Genomic DNA, 19015 nt, shown 5'->3' with positions numbered 1-19015 from the left:
AACCTGAGTAGAAACAACAATGCCATTTTCGTTAGGGAGCGATTGAAGCTGATGCTCGTATAAGATAAATTGGGATTGGTGAACAGTGGGTTGATAAATGTGAAAAAGTATTGGTTTTGAATAAGGGGGCAATCAATGAATTGTATTTCACGCATCAGCACCCTGTGAACATCCCGCCGATCAAACTTATTGATGCGAGTATTGAATTTATGTCTTTTGATTCTTCTGTACGTAAGACTGTAATGGAGAGACCAGACAGATATGAATTAGTGAATAGCGCCATTAAGTTAGAACGACCGCCTGCGCTTGTGAGTAATACAGTTAATTTACCGCCAAATGCAATTCAAGGTGATGAAATATACAACTGGGAGACTAAAAGAAAGATGATCTACAATGGGACAGAGTGGATTAATTTATACTGATTTTATCAGTTAATTTTTTCGCTCTCTTCTTAAAAACCGCTATCAAGATATAGCGGTTTTTAACATTTTAATTTAAGGTCTAACTGAAATGTTATTTCTTCTGGTGAAACAACAATAGAATTCATTTATCGCGCAGTTAAGATGGTTTTATCTCGCGCCGCATCATTTTTATTGTCCTTCAATGAATGATTTTTGTACTTGATGATTTTATTATTAATAAGTTAATGATTTGGGGGGGAATGGAAAACTATCTGGAAAAATTGCCTGATGTGATTGATTCTGTTTCAACCACTCAATTCTATCCTAATTTATTATCTTGGTTGTCATCATTCATCGTATTTGATAATGCCATTATTTATTCATTTGAAAAGAATGCTCCTCCTCGTTTTCTTTCTAAAGTTGAACGTCGTAATAGCGATAGCATAAACCGAATTTACCAGCGAGGTGCTTATTGATGGACCCTTTTTATCAAGAGCTGAAAAAGGGTACTGAGTGCCAAATGCTAACGCTTAGGGAATTAGCGCCGAAGGGGTTTTATCATACAGATTACTACCTTAATTTTTATCGCAAAACGGGCTGGTGTGATGAGGCGGGGCTATTACTTGATATTTCAACAGATAAACAGCTAGGTATCTTCTTTGGCAATGAAAATAGGCCTTTTGTTACAGGAAGCAGCACACAGGAACCTTTAAAAGACGCTTTTGAAATTATTCGCAGCATGGCGAGGCTACATAAAGATTCAGCGCCTAGAATGGCTTCGAATAATGATAAACCAGATGATATGCAAGCTCGTTTTGGCTTAACGCCAAGAGAGACTGAAATAGTGACATTAATCTTAGAAGGACAAGGATCTTCACAAATTGCTCAATCCTTATTTATTAGTTTAGGTACCGTTAAAAACCACCGAAAAAATATTTATCAAAAATTAAATATTCGTTCTCAAGCTGAATTATTTAACTTATTAATGAATTATGTCCGGCAATAGAAATTACGTATAAATAATCATTAGTCTGATGTATTTTCTAGAAGATAGCTTTATGACTTTTTATTATTATTTTTCAATGAATTAATAAATTCTAAATTAAATCAATTTTATAAATAATATTTAATAATTCGATTTACATCACAAATGTTAATAATATGTTTCAAATATCCCTAAAGGGCTATGTAAATGTTAATCATAGGTTAAGATAATTGGGTTATCGTAAGATACTAACAGGGTATCCAATATGAATAACCAAGTTGAATCATTAACCTATTATTCGGCAACGAAGAAATATGATCTTCGTTTTCCAATATTAAAAGAAGATCTTGATGTTGATGTCGTGATCATTGGCGGTGGATTTTCCGGGATCAACACAGCGCTAGAACTGTGTGAGAAAGGGATCACGAATATTGCCATTATTGAAGGGCGTTATCTTGGCTATGGTGGATCTGGCCGTAATGGTGGGCAAGTGATGGCTGGGATTGGTCATGATTTAGATGTCATTAAGAAATATGTTGGCTCTGATGGGCTTGAGACAATATTTAAAATCAGCAATATGGGGGCAGGTATTATCCGAGAACGGATTGAAAAATATAATATTGATGCTGATTTTTGTCATGGTTATGCCTACTTAGGCAGTAATAAACGTCAAGAAAAAACATTACGTAGCTGGTTAACTGATTTTAAATCTGTTTCTCCCGATGAAGAGATTGAGTTTTACGCAGGCTCAGATATGAAACAGATTATTGGCTCTGATGCTTATACTTGCGGTATTAAGCATATGGGCGGCGGTCATGTTCATTCTTTGAATCTGTTACTTGGTGAGGCAAAAGCAGTCACTGAATACGGTGGTAAGATTTTTGAAAATAGCCAAGTGCTGAATGTTGAATATGGCGACACCGTCACGGTTAGAACCTCAATGGGTTCAGTACGCGCAAAAAAAATGTTGTGGGCATGTGATTCATTTTTAAATGGCTTAGAGCCAACAATTTATCCCAAAACAATCAATACGTACGCATATCAATTAATGACCGAAGAGCTATCCGATGAAATGATTGAGCGGATAAGCCCAATACGTGGGGCATACAGCGATATTCGGCCAGTGATTGACTATTATCGCGTCACACGAGAAAACCGCTTACTGTATGGTAGTTCAACCCATTTTCTTGAATATATCCCATCAGATCTTAAAGAGTGGAACCGGAATCTCATGCTAAAAACATTTCCTTATTTGAAGGATGTCAAAATTGAATTAGCTTGGGGCGGGCCAATGGCATGTAGTGCGAATTTATTCCCGCAAATCGGCACAATACCAAATCATAACAATATTTTTTATGTTCAAGGCTATTCGGGCTTTGGTGTTACACCAAGCCATATTGTTTGTAAGGTTTTAGCAGAAGGAATGGCTGAAGGATCGCATCGTTATGATTTGATGAGTTCAATTCCACATTCCAATATTGTTGGCAAAGACAGTATGCGTAATGTCATCGTGTCTTTGGCCAAAATATGGCATCAAACTTCGGGTTATTGGCAAGGTCGCCGTTAAGCATTTTATCCATTAAAGAAAAGGTAACATTATGATTAATCCATTATTGTTAAATGCCCCACTTCTTGAATTACTCAATATTGGCAGTGTAACTAATTTAGGATCTGAAGTTATTGAAGGTGATCCACAAGCGAGTGTTGCCATGATCCACGGCGAGCCAACCGATAACCTTACTTGCGGTATTTTTGCCTGCACTAAAGGCAAATTTAAAATGGTTTATCCATTTGATGAGATGGCAACTGTACATGAAGGTTCAGTTAAATTAACTGATGTGAAAACAGGTAAAACAGTTGAATATCATAAAGGTGATTCTTGGTTTGCAACAAAAGGAACTGAAGTTATTTGGGAAATAAGTGAAGGGCGTTTTGTTAAGCATTATTTAGCTTGTGTTAATGCTTAATCATTAACGCTGAATTCGAGCCAAAATTTTTAGTGATTTTGTTACTTATTAATTACTAGAAGTATTTGGGCTCGAATACAACAAGGTGTAGTCATGAATTTTTCAAAACCTTAGTGTCATTGATAGCATGGCACTTTTCTTGTTAAAAAGTGTACAAATGGAGTAATAACGATGAGTGAGTTAGCCTTATTACCAGCAGTAAGCGAGTTTTTAAAGCGCCAGCATGGGCATTTTATTAATGGTCAGACAGTTCCTGGTGGAGGGAAAACGACTTTCAACGTTGTTAATCCAGCGACAGAAAAAGTTATCAGCACAGTAACAGAAGGTACAGCGACAGAAGTTAATGCGGCAATGGAAGCCGCTAATCAAGCATTTTATGGTGCTTGGGCAAATACGACCCCCATGGAGCGAGGTAATTGCTTAAATCGGTTAGCTGACTTGCTAGAAAAGAATCTTGAAGAACTCGCCCAATTAGAAACAATGTGTTCTGGGAAAACGATTCAATTATCTCGTTTTCTGGAGATAGGTGCTTCTGTCCAATTTTTACGCTATTTTGCAGGATGGGCGACCAAAATTAGTGGCGAAACTTTAAATGTGTCTTTGCCATCCTTTAAAGGCGAGAAATATTCCGCCTTTACTCAACGTGAGCCAGTTGGTGTTGTTGCGGGAATTATTCCGTGGAACTTCTCTATAATGATCTCTATTTGGAAGCTCGCAGCGGCTTTAACCTGTGGTTGTACTATTGTTTTAAAACCAAGTGAATTTACACCATTGACGATGCTGAGAGTTGCAGAATTGGCTAAAGAAGCAGGTATACCTGATGGCGTAATTAATATTGTCAATGGTGGAGGAAGTGAAGTGGGATCTGCGCTAATTGCCCATCCTTTATGTTCTAAAGTCACCTTTACAGGCTCTGTTCCAACAGGTTTAGCGGTTGGACGATCGGCAATGGAAGGTAAGTTGACTCGGGTAACACTTGAACTTGGTGGTAAAAATGGTGCGGCATTTTTAGCTGATTTGCCAGTTGAAAAAATTGTTGATGGCATCATTGAAGCAGGTTATCTAAATCAAGGTCAAATTTGTGCTGCTGCTGAACGTTTTTATATTCCATCATCATTGATAGATGATGTTTTATCACAATTAAAACAGCGTTTATCCACTTTTAAAATTGGTTCACCATTAGATGAAACAACTGAAATGGGGCCTTTGGCGAATAAAGCACATTACGAAAAAATACTAAATTTATTTGAACAAGCTAAACAAGATGGCAACCAAATTATTTATGGCGGTTGCCCTATTGATGGAACGGGGTATTTTGTCGAACCAACGATTATTAGAGCAAATAGCCCTGATGATACGCTTATGAAAGAAGAGACATTCGGACCCATTGGTACCTTTTTAAGCTATGACGATGAAGAGGAACTCATCAAACAGATGAATAGCACGCCATTCGGTCTGGCTGCTAGCCTTTGGACAAATGATTTGAGCAAAGCAATGCGGATGATTTCGCGCATTGAAGCAGGAACAGTTTGGGTCAATATGCATACTTTTCTCGACCCCGCAGTACCTTTTGGTGGCATAAAATCGTCAGGAATTGGTCGTGAATTTGGTAGTGCTTTTATTGAATATTATACCGAATTAAAGTCGGTGATGATCCGTTACTAATCATATCAACGAACTAATAATTTATAGTGGTTTTCCCAGCTTCGGCTGGGTTTTTTCTTTGAATAACTCCTCATTATCTCCCATGTTTACCAAACCTATTTATGTTCAAATATTGATCAGAAATTAAATCATGTTCTTTAATGTATATCGTTACTTTGTTTTATATTTTTTGTGATATAGCTCAATGAGTTGCAATATATAAATAGCCATTTTAGGTCATTGAAGGAGGATATTAAATGACATATTGTAAGTCCCTTCTAAATTTGAATAGTAAAAGGGATATGTAATGAAAAGAGTATTAGTTACTGGCGGCAGCCGCGGAATTGGTAGAGCAACTGCTCTACAGCTTGCAGGTCTTGGTATGCAAGTTTTTGTTAACTATAAGTGTAATCAACAAGCTGCGAATGAAGTAGTGACTAACATCATTGAATCTGGTGGTAATGCTATTGCAATTCAATGTGATATTGCTCATGAGAATGAAGTTGTAAAGATGTTTGCTACTATTCGTGAAAAATATGGTGAATTACATTATCTCGTCAATAACGCTGGGATCCTTTTTCACAAATGCACAGCTGAACAACTAACAGCTGAACGAATTAATGCGGTTATGGCGACAAATGTCACTGGATTATTAATTTGTTGTCGTGAATTTATCAAAAATAGACAAAATTTGGCGGCCACTCAAGATGCTGTCATCGTGAATATTTCATCTATTTCTGCTCGTTTTGGTATGCCTGGTGAAAATGTTGATTATGCTGCATCGAAAGGTGCTGTAGATACCATCACTAAAGGTCTTTCTACAGAGCTTGCTGAGCTGGGAATTAGAGTTAATTCTGTCCGTCCTGGCGTTATTTATACCGATATTCATTCTGATGCGGGAGAACCAGAAAGAGTTGATAGAATTGCAAGCAATATTCCAATGAAAAGAGGGGGGAAACCGGAAGAAATTGCCGAAGTAGTTACATGGCTTTTGAGTGATGCATCTTCTTATATGACAGGCTCAATTATTGAAGTTGGTGGTGGACGTTAATATGCGTTCTGTAATAGCTGGCTGTTAAATAGGGATACTGAAACTTATCAAATATTACAATATTTTTTCTTGATGAATAATAAATCCGGATGAAACAAGTTCTGTTCTGTTACTCACATTGGCTTTTGTGAAAATATTACGTAGATGCGTTTTTACAGTAGAAAGTGATACGCCCAATAGTAATGCAATACGTTTATTACTCGCGCCTTCTCGAACTAAATGAATGATCTCTTGTTCTTTTGGTGTATAGCACACAAGTGAATCAGGCAAAATATCAAAAGTAATAAGCTCGGCGATAGGTAAAATTGCATTCAATCGCATGATTTCTTGTGGTTGAAATGGTGTGTCTCTTAATACAGAAATACCGGCAATAATTTTATTCTTACGCCGAATAAAAATTTCAGCCATATCAGTGATGTTATTTGGCTGCATAAAATCAGCATAAAACGCTTGGTTTTTGTGTTTCATCTCTGGCGCCATTTTGATTAGACGAAGGTCATCACCACGAAATTTATCAGGGCGCAGAGGATCTAGTTCTCTATAATGCGTTAAATATTCTTGATGCATATTTGAACTAATACCATACAAAACATAATTATCGGGCTGCCAGAGGTCATCGACGAGATAATAAACGGAGGCTGAAATAGGAATAATATGAGCAATAGTATCTAGGCAGCAATTAATTAATGTTTTCTGCTGCTGATGCAATATTGGTTTTGTCATACTCTATTTTATCCTTCTATTTTGCGCATAGTGATTATCATGCAATTAAATTCAATTAACATAAAATAAACATGTTAATAACGTGAGCTTGATTGCAATATTTAAACTTAACCAACCTTAAGCAAAATACCCTGGGTAGCCTTTTAGTACCTTTCGTTATTGATTTATTAATGTGTTAATGAATTGGGTGTTTTTTACTTATTGATATTCAATGAATTATTTATTTTTAACTATCAATTGTAAGTACTTTTTGAGTTCGTTAATTCAGTCGTATCTCTCTTTGGTTATCGTTCTTTAGGACGATAGCGACATGTTTGTGCTTATTTTTATAGTGGCGGAACAGTCAATATATTTATTCACAAAAAATTCACAATCAAGGCTGCGTTTTATATAAAAGAGAGGGAAGCAAAATGAATATGTCCTCAAAATTAACGTCACATATTGAGAAAGGTAAAGTGGGCTTTCCTACCACTTTAGCAAGTTCAGTGGGTGTGATTATGGCAAGTCCCGTCATATTGACAGTCACGAGCGGTTTTGGCATAGGTGGTGATACATTCGCACTCGCGGTGTTGCTCAGTTTTATTATGATGCAAGCTCAGTTAACAACATTTTCTGAGGCAGCTGCTATTTTGCCGACTTCAGGGTCGGTTTATGATTATATTTCTTGTGGCATGGGGCGCTTTTGGGCTATCACAGGCGCATTATCCGCTTATCTGATTGTTCACGTATTTGCTGGAACAGCTGAAACTATACTTTCAGGTATTATGGCGCTCGTGAATTTTGAAAGCCTCAATACTGTTATGGAAACAAGTAACACATCTTGGATGGTGGGTGTTGGATTGGTGATCCTTTTTGGAGTGTTAAATGCATTTGGTATTGAAGCTTTCAGTAAAGTTGAAGTTGTTCTGACTTTTACCATTTGGACAACATTAGTTATTTTCAGCATAGCAGGCTTAATGATGCCTTTTCATGCACCTGCGGAAGGTTGGTTTGGTCTTGAATTAAATATCTCTGATCCTACAGTTGTCTTAAGCTTTGTTGGAATGGCAATGTTTATGTTTGTGGGTTGTGAACTAGTGACTCCGATGGCGCCTGAAATAAAAAATTCGGCAAAAGTTATTCCTAGAGCAATGGCAACAGGCTTATGTGGCGTGGCATTCTGCATGTTCTTATTTGGCGCTGCGATGACTCACCAAGTTGAAAATGTGATTGTTGACCCGACACATAATGTAAGCTTATTGGAAACGCCAATGGCAATTCCCGCTTTTGCTGGACAAATTTTTGGTGATTTTGGTAAATACTGGATTGGTTTTGCTCTACTGTTTGCTGGTGGTGCCACGATTAATACATTGATGGCAGCAGTACCAAGAATTTTATATGGCATGGCATTAGATGGGGCATTGCCGCGTATTTTTGCTTACTTACATCCACGTTTTAAAACGCCAATATTTGGTATTTTAGTTGCCGTGATGATCCCTTGTTTACACACCTTTGCGATCCAAGGTGATTTGGATCGGATCATTCCACTTGTTTTGGCTGCGGTATGTTCATGGGGAACCGCTTACCTTTTAGTCACGATATCAGTTATTTTGTTACGTATTCGCCGTCCTGATTTACATCGCGCTTATCGTTCTCCATTTTTCCCAATTCCACAAATTATTTCGAGTGTGGGGATTATTTTAGCTATTGTTTATATTACGCCTGCTGGCATGAACAAATCTGATGTTTATGTTCCATTTGCCATTATGCTTGGTTTAACGGCTAGTTACGCTTTAGTTTGGACTGTATTTGTACAAAAAGTGAATCCATTTAAGCCCGTTCCCGTTGAGCAGGTATTATCAAGCACATTTGATAAAGAAGAATATGTGGAGGTCGAAATTGAGCCATTACGTAATCTCGCCTAAAAATACCCTTTGGCAGCGTTTGACTAAAAAACGTTTGCCCACAGGTTATCAATTAGGTCTGACATTAAATAAATTAGAGCGTGATCTTTCCCCTTACGTGTGTGAATGGGGGGCTCCTGGTGAGCTCCTCGTTCACCTACAAACTGATTTAACTGTCCAAGTTACAGAGCAAGTTAAAACACTTTTTCTTGCTTTTATTTCTTCAAGCTGTTTTTCAATTCAAGGACATTGTTCACATCATCTTTATGCACACATTAAAGTAAAAACACGGGGAAATTTTCGTAAAAAACAGGTGCATTTTGTATCGAAAGAGCTTGATGGAAAATCATTAATTAAAATACTGGATAATTATCCTATTATAAAACAGACTTTTGAGGAGCTAGATTTTAATTATTGTCATATGAAAATTGAAAATGGAATTTGGCGATGTGATATTGAGCCTTTTACTGCATCAGAAATGGTTAGCAGAATTCCCGCCACTCGTCGTTATTTGCGATTAACGGTTGAGCAAAGACACCGTTTACTGAGCGCATTACAGCTGATCCATCAATTTATGCATAAACATATTAGTATTTATTTGATTAGATAAAAATATAGATATAAAGATAAGTTAAATATTATTGATTCTGTTGAGTTTTAATTATTAATTTGGTAGTAATCTTATTATTATTTATCTATCAATGGGAATTGATGTGAAATCTTTACCGCTAATTGGCTGTATTTTCTTTTCTTCGGCGGCAGTAGCAACAGCATCTAACTGTATTCATTTAGATGAATTATCCCCTAATATTAATGGTATTCATAATAGCGAAGGGAATAGTTGTTTACTCATTCAAATATCAAATGACTCTTATATTCGTCAGGATAATGAGGGTATTTCTGATGTGATATTAGCTGATAAGGATGGCAAAGCATTACGCACATTATTACAAAGTGCACCAGTGAAAGAGCCACACACTGCGCTTTATACTGTTTCTGCTCATAATCAATATTACCTTGATTTGAAAGGTCAACCTGATCAGCCATGGCAGATTAAATTTAATATAATAGATTATCAACCATTAGAAATTGAAGCTGAACATAAAATTGATAGCCCTAAATTACAGGCGTTGCTTGATAAATACCAAGCGGAAGAAACTTCGGATGAGTTTTGGTTAGAGGTAAAAAAACAAGGAACGCCGTTAGTTGAAGATTTTAAAAAAGGGCAGAAAAAAATCACTTTTTTATGGCGTGGAGCGAAATCAAATGCCTACATCTTAGGTGCGCCTTCAGGTAATCATGAGCCTTTAGCCCATATACCGAATAGCGATATTTGGTACAGAACTTTTATTGTTCCAGATGATGCCCTATCACAATATAAAATAGCGCCTGATATCCCAAAAGTTCCCGAAGGGGGTTTTGCTCAACGTCGAGCAATCCTTGCTACTGCACAAGCAGATCCCTTGAATCAGCATGCTGTACCCTCCTTTTTTGTTGACCCCTATAATCGTTTTTCTTTGTTGTCTTTAGCGCCAGAAAAACGTCAATGCCATTTTGCTGAGATAGCCAATTATCATAGAAAAGGCCAGTTAGAGTCTTTTCCTTTTCACAGTCAAATATTGGGAAATGAACGGCAAATTACTATTTATCATCCTGCAGTGATTATGACAGAACCTGCGGTCTTAGTGCTTTTAGATGGGCAAACGTATTTGCATACCTATAAAATGGCTGATTTTTTTGATAAATGGATATCAGAAGGGCTAATACCACCAATGAATGTGGTATTTCTCGATAGCATTAGTTCTGAACGCAGAGGTAATGAATTACCTCCTAATACTGAATTTCCTCAAATGCTTGCACAAGAGTTGATGCCAATATTAGCGGCTAAAGGTATTCAAGCCCCGGCTAAATCGACTACTATTGCGGGTTCTAGTTTTGGTGGGCTTGGGGCAACATGGAATGCGTTAGCGCATCCGGAGTTATTTGGGAATGTGATCAGTATGTCAGGATCTTACTGGTGGTCGCCAAAAGGTAAAGATCCGGAATGGCTAACTCGTGAAGCTGAATTATTAGCGAAAAAGCCTTTACGTTTTTATCTTGAAGCGGGCTTATTTGAGCGCAATGGTAGCTCGGGCGGGATTATCCAAAATCATTATCGGTTGATGGATGTGCTGCAACATAAAGGTTATTCCGTTCAAACAAATGAATTACCGAGTGGACATGATTACGTGTCATGGTGTGAGGCTTTATATGATGGCACACGATATTTTTCCTCTATATCTAAAATAAATCAGTAACTAAATTCGAACACCTCAAAATAGGTATTACATTAATACCTGTTTTAAGGTGTAACATTTTTTATTTCCCATTTTTCTTCTTTATCATCCTTCATCCTTCATCCTTCATCCTTCATCCTTCGCTTAAAAATACTGTCTTTTTATCGCCATGAAAATGTCATCGGGTTGTCATATATCTAAATTAGTATGACCTTCATTATTTGATAATAAATTAATATTCCATCTAATTATATTGGCAAGGAACAGGTTTATGACAGGTTATCGTATGAAATCCCTTTTAGCTGTTGCAATCACCACTATTCTAATGGGGAGCGCTATTCCAGTTTATGCAGCCCAACCAAATGACGCTGTTTCACAAAATAGAGCAGCCCAAGGTGATATTACCCAATTTGGTGGTGCTCGCCGTTTAGCTCAAGAACAAACAGATATTATGAAAGCGGCTTTACATAACGATAAAGCAAAAAATGTGATCCTATTTATTGGCGATGGAATGGGCGACTCTGAGATTACGGTTGCACGTAATTATGCGGAAGGTGCTGGTGGCTTTTTTAAAGGAATTGATGCTTTACCTGTTACAGGCCAATACACACACTATGCATTAAATAAAAAGACCCAAAAACCTGATTATGTCACTGATTCTGCGGCATCCGCGACGGCTTGGTCTTCTGGTGTGAAAACATATAATGGTGCACTTGGTGTAGACGTTTTTGGTAAAGATCATGAAACATTACTTGAAATTGCTAAACGTAATGGTAAAGCTACGGGTAACGTGACCACGTCTGAAATTCAAGATGCTACGCCAGCGGCACAATTCTCGCATGTGACAGGACGTAAATGTTATGGTCCTGAAGAAACGTCAGAAAAATGTGCAACAAATGCGCTAGAAAATGGTGGTAGAGGTTCAATATCAGAACAATTATTAGTGACGCGTGCTGATGTCACTTTAGGTGGCGGTGCTAAAAGCTTCAATCAAGTCGCAAAGGCTGGTGATTATAAAGGCAAAACGCTTGAAGAACAGGCAAAAGAACGCGGATATCATATTGTACGTGATGCTAAATCATTAGATGTGGTAACTGAAGCTAATCAAGATAAACCGGTATTGGGCTTATTTCATGACGGAAATATGGCTGTAGCATGGGAAGGACCAAAAGCGAGCTATCATAGCAATCTTGAAAATCAACCTTTAGAGTGCAAACCAAATTCTAAACTTGATCCTAATGCCCCAACATTGGCGCAAATGACACAAAAAGCGATAGATTTGTTAGAAACAAATCCAAATGGCTTTTTCTTACAAGTAGAAAGCGCTTCAATTGATAAGCAAGATCACAATGCGAACCCGTGTGGGCAAATTGGTGAAACTGTCGCTTTAGATGAAGCTGTACAAGTTGGCTTAGAGTTTGCTAAAAAACATGGTGATACATTAATTATTGTCACTGCTGACCATTCTCATTCTAGCCAAATTATTCCAGAAGATGCTAAATCACCAGGCTTAACACAAGCTTTAATCACAAAAGATGGTTCGGTTATGGTGGTGAATTATGGTAACTCAGAAGACGATTCACAAGAGCACACGGGGGCACAATTACGCGTTGCAGCCTATGGCCCACATGCTGCAAACGTGATGGGATTAACCGACCAAACAGATTTATTTTTTACAATGCGCGATGCTATGCAATTGAAATAATAAAACCAACCCTGTAATTTAAATCCTCTGCAATAGGATGTTGCAGAGGATTTTTTGTTTGTATTTTTCATCAAATGTCACCGCCAATATCTGCAATTAGAGTTAACTTTTTGAAAAATAATACGAATAATGTATGATAAGTCATTAGGTATAACTTTGAGTTATCTTTAATCTGCAATCTGCCAATTTTTGGCATGACCCAAAATAAGCGGAGATAGAAAAGAATATGACGTTCTTTTCTGATGAAGCGCCTACAAATTTTTTCGATTAATATCGCCAATTTCACTATATAGGATTTCAATGCTAGAACTTCTACATCTTTTATCCTCTGTTGCATTGCTGGTGTGGGGAACACATATTGTCCGCACTGGGATAATGCGAGTTTTTGGCGCAGATCTTCGACGTATTTTAGGAAAAAGCGTTAACCAAAAATTTAGCGCATTTCTATCTGGCGTTGGAGTGACGGCGCTAGTGCAAAGCAGTAATGCTACGGCATTACTGGTGATCTCTTTTGTTTCTCAAGGGCTGATTTCACTTACTCCTGCAATGGTGATCATGCTAGGTGCGGATGTTGGTACTGCGCTAATGGCGCGTGTGTTGACCTTCGATTTATCTTGGCTTTCACCTTTGTTGATCTTGTTAGGGGTCACTTTTTTTCTGAGTCAGAAAAAAATAGGTCAGGTCAAATTGGCCGAGTGGGAATCGGCTTAGGGTTAATATTATTAGCATTGCAATTGATAGTCGCTTCTGCTGAACCTATCACACAAGCGGATGCTGTTAAGGCTATTTTTACGTCTTTAAGTGGTGATGTGATATTGGCTATGCTGGTTGGGGCGATTTTCGCTATGATCAGTTACTCCAGCCTTGCTGCTGTGTTGTTAACGGCAACACTGAGTGCTGCTGGATTAGTTCCTCTCTATATCAGTTTAAGCATTGTGATTGGCGCTAATATTGGTAGTGGTTTATTGGCGATGATGAGTAGCCGAGGACAGAGTGAGATTGCTCGCCAAGTTGTTTTAGGTAGCTTACTGTTTAAGTTAATTGGCTGCATTGTTGTGTTGCCGTGGGTCAAGCCTTTGGCGTTATGGATCGGCGAATATGGCTTTAAGAAGTCGGAAGTCGTCATCTATTTCCATGTATTTTATAACTTAATTCGTTGCTTATTAATGCTTCCATTTGTTGGTGCAATGGCTAAATTGTGTAATAAATTATGCCCAATAGCACCGCCTTCAGACAATGAGATTGCCCCACGTTATTTAGATAAAAGTGCTTTAGAAACCCCTTCACTGGCTATTGCCAATGCCGTAAGGGAAACATTGCGCATGGGGGATGTACTTGAGTCGATGCTACAACGATTTAATGAGGTACTTGATGGCAATAAAGAGCAAAAAAGAGAAGTTAATCGCTTAGAAGAAGAGGTCGATATGCTGCATAGCAGTATTAAACTCTATCTTGCGCAGTTACAACAAAGTGAACTCAGTGAAGAAGATTCAAGACGTTGGGCTGAAATTATTGATACCGCGTTTAATTTACAGCAATCATCTACCATCATTCACCGTATGACATCTGAATTAGTGAAGAAAACGCTGAATCATCAAGCTTCCTTTTCAGAAGAAGGTTATAAGGAGCTGCATGCCTTACTTAGTCGCTTGCAAGCAAATTTAAATTTAGCTATGTCAGTGTTTGTATCAAAAGATATTGATAATGCTAAACGTTTACGCCGCGCAAAGCATCGTTTCAGATTGATAAATCAACGTTTTGCTTATGCGCATGTTGAACGCCTGCATGAAAATAATATGTTGAGCTTAGAAACCAGTAATTTGCATGTGAGCTTATTAGGCGATATGAAACGATTAAATTCGCTCTTTTGCGCGGTTGCTTATCATGCACTTGAAGGCGTTGCTGAAAGTCGAAAAGAATTACAGAGTTTAGAAAATGAGAAAAATACGTGAGTTACAACGGGATGAAATGACTTCCGTTTGGTCAATTGATAGAACAGAATTAATAGAAAATTTGTACCTTCACCAAAATGGACAATTGGTGTTATCTGCACAACGATTTGATATGAAAGGTTGGCCGGAAGGTGAACCTGAAGCTTATACGCCACATCTTTTAGAAAGTTACGATAATGGCGCTATTTTTATTGGTGTTTTTGATAATGATAAACTGATTGCTGCAGCAGGCTTAGATAACATTTGGCGTGGTGAAAATAGCGATTTACTACAGTTATCATTTTTACATGTCAGTCACCGTTATCGTGGTGAAAAGCTTGGTGGTATGCTCTTTCACGAATGCGTTGAACTAGCAAAAAAGAAAGGTGCTAAAGGGTTATATGTCTCTGCAACACCTTCAGAAAATACAGTTCATTTTTATCAATATATGGGATGTCAGTTGATTGAAAAGCCGGATCCTGAATTATTCGCCTTAGAACCTGAGGACATCCATTTTATTTATCTATTTGATGTGTAAATAGCGACGTTAACATACTGACTAATACAGTGAGAAGAGCTTATAGGCCTCGATATTCGTATAAATTTTAAATTATTTTCATATTAATTTTATATAGCAAAATAATATTGTTTTTTGCTAAAAAAAAGATATTATTGATAATAATTATCATTTGCGTTGTCGAGGTGGTTATGCCAATTAGCGTATCAAAGAACACTCAGGAACGTCGGATTATCACAGGATTGTGGAGCGTATTTGCCGTTATTTTCTTGAGTGTGATTTATCTACTTAGCAACATGGGCATTGATAATGTAAAAATTGCTATCATCGTGGCAATGTTAACAACGATAGCCATGTTGTTTAACCGAGGCTCAAGGCGCTTATTAATTGTGCCTGCCATTATTACATTGCTATGCAGTTTAGCTGCTTTTGTATTACAGCATCACCCTTGAGAACTTAATTCTTATTACTACTAATAATTGCGGTCAGTTACAATAACCTGACCGCATATAAGATAAACGCAATAAGTTAGCTCATTAACGCTTAGTTGCTTCGTAGACTTTAAATTTCCCTGTTTTCGCTAATACGGTATGGCCACCAAATGCTTTATCCAACATATCAGGATAAGGTAGGAAAGCATTTGCCACGATACGCAAACGTCCACCTTTTTTTAGGTACTTAGGTGCTTGATAAATCATATTTTCAACGGCATTGTAGCTCGTGTTCAAGCCATCATGGAATGGTGGATTGGATATTATCCAGTCAAATTGCTCATCAATATTTGAATAGGCATCGCTAGCAATCACTTTACCTGTCAGCTGATTTGCTTCAAGTGTTGCCGTTGCGCTGGCAATAGCCGAAGCACTGACATCACTGAGCGTCAAAGTCACATCTGGATTACGTTTACCCACAACAGTCGCAATAACACCATTTCCGCAAGCGAGATCAAGCACTTTGCCTTTCATTGGTTCATTTAACGTTGCCAATAACAAATTGCTGCCAATATCTAACTCATTGTGACTAAATACACCTGGCAATGCGTGAATTTGGACATCTTCTTCTTCATAACGGCGCCACCAGCGAGCAATATCAAAAGTGGTAGGTTGCTCTAATTCGCCATAATAAAGTCCACAGCGTCTTGCAGAGTCAATTTTCTGTAAGGTGGCAATCCCTTCCATTATCGCTTCAGCACTTTTCACGCCACTGCGATTTTCACCTACAATGAAAATCTGGCTACCTGCTTTTAAATAAGTACACAGGTCATCCAGCTGGAAGCAGGCTTCTTGTTTGTTTTTAGGCCAATAATAAATTAATGTGTCACAATCACTCATAAAATCAGCGGGAACAGTGGCACTGAAGTTGACGTTATCTCCCATAAGAGGATGCAAGTTTTGCCAACGATGATATTGGTTTGTGAGAACACGCACACTAGCAGCATCTAGAATGCTACCTAGCTCATCCTGAATATCACCAGCTAAAATAACATGGCGATCTGTAAAATGTTCGAGATGGCGCTGAATCACTTCGCTGGCTGGAGTTAATAATGACATGGTGTGTCCTGTTTTTTATACTGAAAAATAAAAGTACTGATTATTGTTTGTCAGATTGCAGATTTAATGGCTATTTTTTGCCTTTAGATGCAATGCGATGATAATGATGGATACTTTATCAGAAAATAGCGAAATAGCATTGCTATGTTGGCGCTGTTAACCCCCTTTGATAAGATGTGATAGTTAATTAGAGACTGGAAGCAAACAAATGGCTCGACGGGATAGGCTTTTAAATCAAATGGGTATCACTCAATGGGTTGTGAGAAATCCTGCTGCATTACGTGGTGAGCGTGGTATAAGAATTCCGGATTCGACTAAACTTATTATCATTTCGGATGATAATATGGATTTAAACAGCCATCTGTTAAAAGATATTTTTCTTGCAATGAGCATTGATCCTGCAGAGGTTGTTTGTATTAATTCGGAACAGCTAAGTATGCTTCCGACACCAATAACTATAAATTGTTGGGTATTAGGCACAGAATTTCAGCCGGAAACCCTAAAAAGTACTTTTATTTCTCCTGTGTTAGCTGAGCTAGCAATGAGCAATAGCGCTAAACGGGCACTATGGAAGCAGATCTATCAAAATGACGAAAATTTCAGCACTAAAGCAGTCTGATCTCGCAACAGCCTTCTTAATTGAGAAGCTAAGTCATGATTTTCCTTGGACTGAGCGTGTTTTTTATGGCAATCAGGGTGAAAAATACCATAATATTAAAATTTCATCAGATAATCAGATTGTTGGCTTTGCAATAACACAATGTGTACTTGATGAGGCAACCTTGTTTAATATTGCGGTACATCCAGATTATCAAGGAAAAGGATACGGGCGCCAGTTAATGGAACAGCTTATCAATGATTTAGTTGATAAAGGCATTTTAACATTATGGCTTGAAGTTCGAGAATCTAATGCCCCAGCATTAAAGCTGTATGATAGTTTGGGTTTTCATCAAGTTACGGTTCGTAAAGATTATTACCCAACAAAGCAAGGCCGCGAAGATGCGCTTATTTTTGCATTAACATTATTTAAAGATTGATAATCAATACATATTTAAAGATAAAAACTGTGGTAATTATTATCACGGTTTTTATTTTTAATGATGTATTTCATCACCATGCAGCGAAATTGAATAATCCTATCCAAAATTAAAACCATTCCAAATTATCATTTTTCGTACTTATCGGAAAAACCCGTACACAAAACAAGATATTTTCAATGAGTGATATCACTTGATTAGTTTATAAGGTGAGTGCGATATGTTTTTATATATAATTTTGGTGCAATGATATATAGAAGGATATCAAGTATGAACTACGTAATAGACCAGATACTAGGAAGCCTTCGAGAAACGCGAATACGTAAAGGCTTGAGCCAGAGAGAACTCTGCATTCTTTCTTGTGTACCAGACTGAACTAAGTATAACTTTTTTGTTTCGGTAAACCGTCCTTTATTGTGATAGTTTACTAAGACTATATTTCACGGCGATTTTCGCCGTGAAATGATAAAGAGATAAACTAGATAAAGGGTTTGGTGTTTAGAAATGGTTAGTCATTTTCAGCATGAAATGGTGAAAGAGTCTTATAAGCAGCCTCTTAAAACTCTTTTACCTTATGGCATGTTAGCTACAAAGAAATGGCTTGTAGAGCAGGGTTTGAGTGTTCATTCGTTAGATAATGCTGTCAAAACCGATACGTTATTGCTACTAGCTACAGGTGTTTACAGCCAGTATTCTCGAACAGTTACTTGGGAAGGGGTAGTCGCTTCTATGCAGCGTATGATGGATAAAAGTGTAGATGAACAACTTCCACCTGTTGTGGTCGGTGGGTTGTCAGCGCTCTCAATATCGGGTTTGTCGCAATATTTGTCGTTAGGAAGTACACCTCATATTCATTTATATGCAACGAGAAAGCTTCCTTCCTGGCTTGCGAGACTGTCATTGCCAATTAAGTTCGAGGGACATAGTACAAGTAAACTTTGGCCTGATAGCTTATCCAAAGATAGAGCGTTCGTTAAAGAGTATGAATGGGAAGAACAATTGCCACCTGTGTATTTTTCATGTTCGGAAAAAGCCATATTGGAAGTGTTGGTGGACTTGCCTGAAAGTGTGTCATTTGAACATGCCGATGAATTAATGCAAGGGTTGGTGAACTTATCTCCAAGAAAGCTTGATACTCTTTTAAAAGCGTGTAAAAGCGTAAAAGTCAAACGCTTATTCTTTTGGCTTGCAAAGCGTCAAGCTTATCCTTGGTTTGATAAGCTAAATGTAGAAAATTACGATTTAGGTTCAGGTAAACGTGTTGTTGCTAAAGGTGGAAAGTTGGATACGGAGTATCTAATAACAGTACCTAAACATATGGCGTTGACAAGTAAAGGATAGTTTC

Annotated in this window: 16 protein-coding genes and 2 pseudogenes; 16 read left to right on the top strand and 2 right to left on the bottom strand. The window is 37.7% G+C overall.

Annotation, left to right across the window (positions count from 1 at the left end; translation table 11 throughout):
- Positions 1–164: 164 nt before the first annotated feature.
- The 6 genes and pseudogenes from OO7_RS17575 to OO7_RS15380 all read left to right on the top strand — a co-directional run bounded on the left by OO7_RS17575 (position 165) and on the right by OO7_RS15380 (position 6048).
- Positions 165–422 carry a hypothetical protein gene (locus OO7_RS17575; RefSeq protein WP_156823156.1) on the top strand — a complete coding sequence of 86 codons (258 nt, stop codon included), beginning with the start codon at positions 165–167 and terminating at the stop codon, positions 420–422.
- 239 nt (positions 423–661) lie between these two features.
- Positions 662–1407: pseudogene (locus OO7_RS15400) on the top strand (helix-turn-helix transcriptional regulator).
- 244 nt (positions 1408–1651) lie between these two features.
- Positions 1652–2953: an NAD(P)/FAD-dependent oxidoreductase gene (locus OO7_RS15395; protein ID WP_008916861.1), complete on the top strand. Its 1302-nt coding sequence runs from the start codon at positions 1652–1654 to the stop codon at positions 2951–2953.
- A 31-nt stretch (positions 2954–2984) separates the two neighbouring features.
- Positions 2985–3353, top strand: coding sequence for a cupin domain-containing protein (locus tag OO7_RS15390; RefSeq protein ID WP_008916860.1), 369 nt, complete (start codon positions 2985–2987; stop codon positions 3351–3353).
- A gap of 171 nt (positions 3354–3524) precedes the next feature.
- Positions 3525–5018, top strand: a complete 1494-nt coding sequence (locus tag OO7_RS15385) for an aldehyde dehydrogenase family protein (protein WP_008916859.1) — start codon at positions 3525–3527, stop codon at positions 5016–5018.
- A 286-nt stretch (positions 5019–5304) separates the two neighbouring features.
- Positions 5305–6048: an SDR family oxidoreductase gene (locus OO7_RS15380; protein WP_008916858.1), complete on the top strand. Its 744-nt coding sequence runs from the start codon at positions 5305–5307 to the stop codon at positions 6046–6048.
- 54 nt (positions 6049–6102) lie between these two features.
- On the opposite strand, the gene OO7_RS15375 is transcribed toward OO7_RS15380, so the two are convergent.
- Positions 6103–6771: a helix-turn-helix domain-containing protein gene (locus OO7_RS15375; RefSeq protein WP_008916857.1), complete on the bottom strand. Its 669-nt coding sequence runs from the start codon at positions 6769–6771 to the stop codon at positions 6103–6105.
- Between the two features lie 410 nt (positions 6772–7181).
- Here OO7_RS15375 and OO7_RS15370 point away from each other — a divergent pair, with 410 nt between their 5' ends.
- The 7 genes and pseudogenes from OO7_RS15370 to OO7_RS15340 all read left to right on the top strand — a co-directional run bounded on the left by OO7_RS15370 (position 7182) and on the right by OO7_RS15340 (position 15535).
- Entirely contained in the window at positions 7182–8675 is a 1494-nt protein-coding gene (locus tag OO7_RS15370) for an APC family permease (protein WP_008916856.1), read from the top strand.
- Positions 8650–9264, top strand: a complete 615-nt coding sequence (locus OO7_RS15365; protein WP_008916855.1) for a DUF3156 family protein — start codon at positions 8650–8652, stop codon at positions 9262–9264. The genes OO7_RS15370 and OO7_RS15365 overlap by 26 nt, the downstream gene beginning before the upstream one ends.
- A 103-nt stretch (positions 9265–9367) precedes the next feature.
- Complete coding sequence (locus OO7_RS15360; protein WP_236620659.1) at positions 9368–10951, top strand: alpha/beta hydrolase-fold protein; 1584 nt, start codon at positions 9368–9370, stop codon at positions 10949–10951.
- Between the two features lie 250 nt (positions 10952–11201).
- A complete protein-coding gene (gene phoA, locus OO7_RS15355) occupies positions 11202–12635 on the top strand; it encodes an alkaline phosphatase (protein ID WP_008916853.1) in 1434 nt (477 codons plus the stop codon).
- Between the two features lie 300 nt (positions 12636–12935).
- Positions 12936–14587 (top strand): annotated as a pseudogene (locus tag OO7_RS15350) (Na/Pi cotransporter family protein).
- A complete protein-coding gene (locus OO7_RS15345) occupies positions 14571–15104 on the top strand; it encodes a GNAT family N-acetyltransferase (RefSeq protein ID WP_008916851.1) in 534 nt (177 codons plus the stop codon). Before OO7_RS15350 ends, OO7_RS15345 begins: the two are co-directional and overlap by 17 nt.
- A gap of 170 nt (positions 15105–15274) precedes the next feature.
- Complete coding sequence (locus OO7_RS15340; RefSeq protein ID WP_008916850.1) at positions 15275–15535, top strand: DUF1435 family protein; 261 nt, start codon at positions 15275–15277, stop codon at positions 15533–15535.
- An 84-nt stretch (positions 15536–15619) separates the two neighbouring features.
- Here OO7_RS15340 and rsmC read toward each other — a convergent pair whose 3' ends face one another.
- Entirely contained in the window at positions 15620–16633 is a 1014-nt protein-coding gene (rsmC, locus tag OO7_RS15335; protein WP_008916849.1) for a 16S rRNA (guanine(1207)-N(2))-methyltransferase RsmC, read from the bottom strand.
- A gap of 208 nt (positions 16634–16841) precedes the next feature.
- On the opposite strand from rsmC, the gene OO7_RS15330 reads away from it, so the two are divergent.
- From OO7_RS15330 to OO7_RS15320, 3 genes are all read left to right on the top strand, one after another.
- Positions 16842–17252: a DNA polymerase III subunit psi gene (locus OO7_RS15330; RefSeq protein ID WP_008916848.1), complete on the top strand. Its 411-nt coding sequence runs from the start codon at positions 16842–16844 to the stop codon at positions 17250–17252.
- Entirely contained in the window at positions 17221–17670 is a 450-nt protein-coding gene (gene rimI, locus OO7_RS15325) for a ribosomal protein S18-alanine N-acetyltransferase (RefSeq protein WP_008916847.1), read from the top strand. The genes OO7_RS15330 and rimI overlap by 32 nt, the downstream gene beginning before the upstream one ends.
- A 504-nt stretch (positions 17671–18174) precedes the next feature.
- Complete coding sequence (locus OO7_RS15320; protein WP_008916846.1) at positions 18175–19011, top strand: type IV toxin-antitoxin system AbiEi family antitoxin; 837 nt, start codon at positions 18175–18177, stop codon at positions 19009–19011.
- Positions 19012–19015: the final 4 nt, after the last annotated feature.

The sequence above is a fragment of the Providencia sneebia DSM 19967 genome (assembly GCF_000314895.2).
GTDB lineage: Bacteria > Pseudomonadota > Gammaproteobacteria > Enterobacterales > Enterobacteriaceae > Providencia > Providencia sneebia.
The sequence above is the reverse complement of the archived record's forward strand: the minus strand, read 5'-3'. Positions and strand labels throughout refer to the sequence as shown.

What these genes read in the sequence shown, in the direction of transcription:
- OO7_RS15395 (WP_008916861.1), top strand. Translation starts at nt 1,652, where the DNA reads ATGAATAACCAAGTTGAATCATTAACCTATTATTCGGCAACGAAGAAA.
- OO7_RS15340 (WP_008916850.1), top strand. Translation starts at nt 15,275, where the DNA reads ATGCCAATTAGCGTATCAAAGAACACTCAGGAACGTCGGATTATCACA.
- OO7_RS15390 (WP_008916860.1), top strand. Translation starts at nt 2,985, where the DNA reads ATGATTAATCCATTATTGTTAAATGCCCCACTTCTTGAATTACTCAAT.
- OO7_RS15380 (WP_008916858.1), top strand. Translation starts at nt 5,305, where the DNA reads ATGAAAAGAGTATTAGTTACTGGCGGCAGCCGCGGAATTGGTAGAGCA.
- rimI (WP_008916847.1), top strand. Translation starts at nt 17,221, where the DNA reads ATGACGAAAATTTCAGCACTAAAGCAGTCTGATCTCGCAACAGCCTTC.
- OO7_RS15330 (WP_008916848.1), top strand. Translation starts at nt 16,842, where the DNA reads ATGGCTCGACGGGATAGGCTTTTAAATCAAATGGGTATCACTCAATGG.
- OO7_RS15320 (WP_008916846.1), top strand. Translation starts at nt 18,175, where the DNA reads ATGGTTAGTCATTTTCAGCATGAAATGGTGAAAGAGTCTTATAAGCAG.
- OO7_RS15345 (WP_008916851.1), top strand. Translation starts at nt 14,571, where the DNA reads ATGAGAAAAATACGTGAGTTACAACGGGATGAAATGACTTCCGTTTGG.
- OO7_RS15385 (WP_008916859.1), top strand. Translation starts at nt 3,525, where the DNA reads ATGAGTGAGTTAGCCTTATTACCAGCAGTAAGCGAGTTTTTAAAGCGC.
- OO7_RS15370 (WP_008916856.1), top strand. Translation starts at nt 7,182, where the DNA reads ATGAATATGTCCTCAAAATTAACGTCACATATTGAGAAAGGTAAAGTG.
- OO7_RS15375 (WP_008916857.1), bottom strand. Translation starts at nt 6,771, where the DNA reads ATGACAAAACCAATATTGCATCAGCAGCAGAAAACATTAATTAATTGC.
- rsmC (WP_008916849.1), bottom strand. Translation starts at nt 16,633, where the DNA reads ATGTCATTATTAACTCCAGCCAGCGAAGTGATTCAGCGCCATCTCGAA.
- phoA (WP_008916853.1), top strand. Translation starts at nt 11,202, where the DNA reads ATGACAGGTTATCGTATGAAATCCCTTTTAGCTGTTGCAATCACCACT.